At 51.0% G+C, this 5,112-nt stretch carries 5 protein-coding genes; 2 read left to right on the forward strand and 3 right to left on the reverse strand.

Annotated elements, in window-relative coordinates; all coding sequences use genetic code 11:
* The first annotated feature begins 554 nt into the window (after positions 1-554).
* Positions 555-2,138, forward strand: coding sequence for a glycosyltransferase family 39 protein (locus tag NG833_RS29200; RefSeq protein WP_254568775.1), 1,584 nt, complete (start codon positions 555-557; stop codon positions 2,136-2,138).
* A gap of 227 nt (positions 2,139-2,365) precedes the next feature.
* On the opposite strand, the gene NG833_RS29205 is transcribed toward NG833_RS29200, so the two are convergent.
* Positions 2,366-2,767, reverse strand: coding sequence for a hypothetical protein (locus NG833_RS29205; RefSeq protein WP_254568776.1), 402 nt, complete (start codon positions 2,765-2,767; stop codon positions 2,366-2,368).
* Positions 2,768-3,242: 475 nt separating this feature from the next.
* Positions 3,243-4,040 (reverse strand): 5'/3'-nucleotidase SurE, encoded by a 798-nt coding sequence (gene surE, locus NG833_RS29210; protein ID WP_254568777.1) that lies wholly within the window; start codon positions 4,038-4,040, stop codon positions 3,243-3,245.
* Positions 4,041-4,079: 39 nt separating this feature from the next.
* Here surE and NG833_RS29215 point away from each other — a divergent pair, with 39 nt between their 5' ends.
* Positions 4,080-4,217, forward strand: coding sequence for a hypothetical protein (locus tag NG833_RS29215; protein ID WP_254568778.1), 138 nt, complete (start codon positions 4,080-4,082; stop codon positions 4,215-4,217).
* Between the two features lie 63 nt (positions 4,218-4,280).
* Here the strand turns inward: NG833_RS29215 and NG833_RS29220 are convergent, their stop codons facing one another.
* Complete coding sequence (locus tag NG833_RS29220; protein WP_254568779.1) at positions 4,281-4,667, reverse strand: hypothetical protein; 387 nt, start codon at positions 4,665-4,667, stop codon at positions 4,281-4,283.
* Positions 4,668-5,112: the final 445 nt, after the last annotated feature.

A 5,112-nucleotide genomic window follows, 5' to 3' on the forward strand; every position in this document is an offset into this window, starting at 1 on the left:
TCAACTGAAAGAAAGGTATCTGTCGGAGTAAATGCTTGCGCCCCAGGGCGTATGCAATACGCCCCTACATTGACGGGGCTACTCCGTTGAGCAGTGACTACGAACGAACGTTTTGGAGATTTTATTTTTTGGAGTTCCCTTAGCTGAAGCCAAGTCACGCGGAAACGACTGAAGTCGTTACTACGAACAAAAGAGGATAACACCTGAAGTCGAAATGTTGAACATCTCCCCCATCTCCCCCATCCCCCCCATCTCCCCCTCGGGACTCTTGACAAATTTTAAAAATCCGGTTGGGGATGTTAGATTTGCGAGTAGGGATGGGGAAAGCTGAAACCAGTTGACCCGGACCTTCGGGGTTCAATCAAAATCCGTTAAAATTCTCTAAGCCTTGCACGGTTTGGAGAGGGTCCGCTTCTGAAGGGTTAGAACCGCTCAACGGGATTGCTCCCGGGTGCCATTACCCCAAACTGCCGAAACGCCGTATTCGCTCTGGTTGCTCTTAAAACACCATGTACCAGGAAATTTTTACCCTGCACGAGTCAAATGAGAAAACAATGCGGAACCGACATTGGGGCGAACAGCTCTGGGTCCTCCTGCTTCTGATTGCCGCGATTCTCCTCTATCAGATGGATCTAGGCATTCTCCCGTTACGAGACTGGGATGAAGGGATTGTTGCCGGGGTCGCTCGGGATATTTACGAAGGGTCGTTAGATTGGCTCTATCCGACGAGTGCGGGAGAACCCTATTTTAATAAACCACCCCTCATGCATTTGCTGATTGCCTGGGCTTATTTTTTTGGCGGGGTGAATGAATGGACGACGCGGTTACCAGGGGCGATGCTCTCGGCGTTATCGGTGCCGCTGTTGTATGGCATTGCGCGGGAAGTGTTTCGTCTGCGATCGCCTGCTATTTTCTCGGCTTTAGTCTATCTCACCCTCTTGCCAGTGGTCCGCCACGGACGTCTCGCCATGCTGGATGGGGGGGTGCAATGCTTTTTCTTATTGATGATCTGGTGTCTGCTGCGATCGCGCCGGAATTTGCGCTGGGGTTTGGGGGTCGGCATCGGGTTGGGTCTGATTTGCATGACTAAAGGCATGATGGGGGTCTTACTCGGAACGATCGCCTTTGCCTTTACCCTCTGGGATACCCCTCGCCTCCTCCGTTCTTGGTACCTGTGGATTGGTATCGCCCTGGGAATGACCCCGGTTACCCTCTGGTATCTGGCGCAATGGCAGCATTATGGGGATGCCTTTCTCTCGGCCCATTTTGGCATCCAGTCTTTACAACGGGTTTGGCAACCTGTGGAGAACAATGCGGGGCCGCCCTGGTACTATGTCTTAGAATTGTTGAAATATTCCTGGCCTTGGTTCTTGTTTTTACCCCAAGGGTTAAAGTTAGCTTGGGAAAATCGCACCCTGAGTTGGGCCAAATTAGTCGCAGTTTGGACCAGTGTCTATTTTGTGGCAATCACGGTGATGGGGACTAAATTGCCTTGGTATGTTTTACCCCTATATCCGGCAATTGCCCTCGCCTGTGGGGCAAAACTGGCTCAAGTCTGGGCCGATCGCAAGACGACGGAACCCTTCACCCGTGACCCCCTGTATCCGGTGGCTTGGATTGGGATTCTCGGCACGATCGCCCTGGTATTGTGGGGAGGGAGCTTTTATTTCGGCGTCATAGAACCCACCCAGGGGACCTATTTGCCGGTACTGTTAATTTCTGTGGCGTTAACCCTGAGTCTCTCAGCGTTGCTGATTTATCACCAGGACCGACAATTTGTCCTAATTTTGTTCTGGGGGATGTTTGTGTCGCTGTGTTTATTCGTGAGCTCTCCCCATTGGATTTGGGAGTTGAATGAAGCTTATCCGGTGAAACCTGTGGCTGAAGCGATCGCCCAACAGACTCCCCCCGGTCAAAAGATTTACACCTCGTTCCCCTATAATCGGCCTTCGTTAAATTTTTATAGCGATCGCCAAGTCATTCCCGCTACCCCAGAGGAACTCCAACAATATTGGCGGGAACAGGAGCAACCTTATTTCCTGGTGGAGCGCCCCACCCTAGAGGCTCTCGACCTCGGTCCGAGTCAAATTCAGAATGCTAATGAAGGTTGGTTATTGGTCACCCGGGAGTCACCCTAAGCAAATCATGAGAAAATAGTCGCCCCAAACTCTGAATCTTGGGGCGATCGCTGCGGTGGTGAAGCCGGGGATTTGTTCTGGACCCATCCCCAAAACAGGACTCCTACCAAATCTGGTTGTAAAAAGTCCGTTGTCTCTATGAGCCTGCGTAGGCAGGCTTCGCCCGTATAGCCCCACCCTTGAGGGTGCGGGTTGTTGCAGACGACCTGTGAGTGCCGGATTTAGTATCATTCCCCAGACTCGGGCAATGAGTCCCTGACCTCCCCACTTTCTTCCGTAAACTGCCCCGGCAATTGGAACTCACCATTCCAATTTTCTAAGGTGGCAAAGGTGAGACTCGCCACCACTAGGCCCGCCAACACCGCCCACATCGAAGGGCGTTTTTTAATTCCCACATCCCTGAGAATGCGAGCCACTGGGCTGCTCTGACGGCGCAACAGCCGCGACACAGACAATTGTTTAAAAGTGAAGGGGTCTCTAACGTAATGACCGCTCCAACTAATCACTAATCGAGCTTGACAATGGGGGCAGGTATAGAGTCCGCCTAAAATCTCCCCTGGATTTCTTTGTCCAGAGCGATTGCATACGGGGCATAAGACTGAGTGACTCTCGAAGATATGCGCGTTCATTCGACTTTCCCGTTTTCCCAAAACCGTAATGGATCAATTGTGGTCAACACAACACCAGTGGCGTCGTTTTAGTTGTCAAGGCAAGCTCAGGGCTTGCCGGAGTTATCCCGCTGTTTTGCTGCTTCCTTCACCGCTTCGGATTGGCTAGAAGAGGAATGGAGTGGGATAGCTTTGGTTCTCTAATTCTTAGTCTACTGTGCTTTTCTTTTTCGCGTAAATCTGCTGTCATATATCTCAATACATCAGCACGCGATCGCTGCCCTATTTTCAGGGAAATTTAGCCTTAACCATCAGGGATCAACCCCATGTCGGTCCAGTGATTACAAAACTTTACAATCAATCCGGTTTTCCCTAACTTCATAAAGTTAACGTAGCCTCCATCGGAGAGGCGATCGCCTCTCTAACAGCATTCCCTTATTCGAGAACCGGCTATCACGTCCGGCATTCACCCCCACAACTCCCAACTCACCCTCGGTTATTTCAACGGAAACTCCCATCCCTGCAACAACTCCACCCCCACCGGAGAGGTCAAATTGTAATGGAGGGGGGTCAGGGTAACGTAATTTTTGCGAATTGCGTCCACATCTGTGGGTAACGGCACCCCCAATTTCGGATCCAAAGCCTGTTCCACCTCTTCTAACACTTCCCCGGCCAACCAATAATAAGTCTTCCCCCGAGGGTCAACCCGCTTTTCAAAAATATCCACATAGCGGCGAATCCCTTGGCGAGTCAGGGCCACCCCTGCAAATTCCTCCGCAGGGACCGCCGGAATATTCACATTCAGCAACATCGACGCCGGTAACGGGTTTTTTTCCAAAAATCTCAGCAAGGAAACGGCAAATTCCGCCCCGGGTTGGAAATCTTGGGACACATAACTCGCCAGACTAAAGGCAATACTGGGAATTCCTTCGATGGTGCCTTCCATTGCCGCAGAGACGGTCCCCGAGTAGAGGATATCCGTTCCCAAATTTTGCCCTCGGTTAATTCCAGAGAGGACGAAATCTGGGGGACTGTCCAATAAAGCCCACAGGGCCAATTTCACACAATCTGCTGGGGTCCCTGAACAGGCCCAGGCTTTGATTCGGGGGTCAAACACCGATTCCACCACTTCAGCGCGGATGGGATGGTGCATGGTTAATCCATGTCCCGTGGCAGAACGTTCGCGATCGGGACAAACCACCGTCACCTCATGGTTCGCACCCTGAAGGGCCTGGGCCAAAGCATAAACCCCAGGGGCATAAATGCCATCGTCATTACTAATTAAAAGTTTCATTCAGGAAAAGAAAACCAACAACAACCTATCTGTATCATCTTGCCTCAATTTCAAGACCAATGGGTACAATGGGGAGTTTCGGGAGACATTCCCCAGTTAACATTCAACCCTCTAAATGTAGAGGCGATTCGCGAATCGCCTCTACATTTAGGATTTTTCCTCCCCATCGGTAAATAATCTAATCTTAGAAAAAAGCCAAGATATTCTAATAAAATCTCCCCCAAGAAAGCTCCTATTTTTCTACTCCGACGAGAGTTGATAATTCAGCGGTTCACAAAAAGTTTCTACCCCCGTTTCCAAAACGAAAATAATCACAGGGGTCGCCAAGATGGGCGGACAGAGACGAGATTGGGTCAGGGATTCCATGATTTGATTGAGGTTACCGGCTTCTAATGCAGTGCGGTGGTCCGCTTGACACAGAAAAGCACGACATCGTTTGGCAACCCCTTCTAACCACCGTTCTGAGGTATCCGGTTCTTGTCCGGCCTGAATCGCCAGCCCGATCGCCGCATCCTCTATATCTCCCTCACAATCCTCGATCGCATCTAAAGCAACGAGTGCATCGGGATAATTGGCTAATTCAGACCGATACCGGGCAATGTCTGCAAAGGATAGGACGATGGTCATCAGTTCATTGAACGCAAGTGGACATCTTTCATTGTGCCAGATCCCTCGAAGTGCAATCGGGAACCGTTCAGGGTGCAGTCCAGGCCCCAACTGCACCTCCGGTCCCCTTCCCTTGGCAAGGGGTAGGGCTGTTTCATTCTCCGGGCCCAATTAATTTTTGCATTGTTCAATCGCTTTATCTGGCAGGGGATACAGTCATATTCCCCAAAATTCCCCTCCTCTGGAGGGGTGTCCCGCAGGGACGGGGTGGTCTCTTGAGTTGGAACAGACAGATACTTGTGAGTAGGGCGCACCGATCAATACTGGATTATTAGCTAGAATTTACCACCCCGCCCCCATATTCCCCAAAATTCCCCTCCTCTGGAGGGGTGTCCCCCAGGGACGGGGTGGTCTCTTGAGTTGGAACAGACAGATACTTGTGAGTAGGGCGCACCGATCAATACTA

Source organism: Oscillatoria sp. HE19RPO (genome assembly GCF_024220515.1).
Lineage (GTDB): Bacteria > Cyanobacteriota > Cyanobacteriia > Cyanobacteriales > Laspinemataceae > Laspinema.

What these genes read in the sequence shown, in the direction of transcription:
- NG833_RS29205 (WP_254568776.1), bottom strand. Translation starts at nt 2,767, where the DNA reads ATGAACGCGCATATCTTCGAGAGTCACTCAGTCTTATGCCCCGTATGC.
- surE (WP_254568777.1), bottom strand. Translation starts at nt 4,040, where the DNA reads ATGAAACTTTTAATTAGTAATGACGATGGCATTTATGCCCCTGGGGTT.
- NG833_RS29220 (WP_254568779.1), bottom strand. Translation starts at nt 4,667, where the DNA reads ATGACCATCGTCCTATCCTTTGCAGACATTGCCCGGTATCGGTCTGAA.
- NG833_RS29200 (WP_254568775.1), top strand. Translation starts at nt 555, where the DNA reads ATGCGGAACCGACATTGGGGCGAACAGCTCTGGGTCCTCCTGCTTCTG.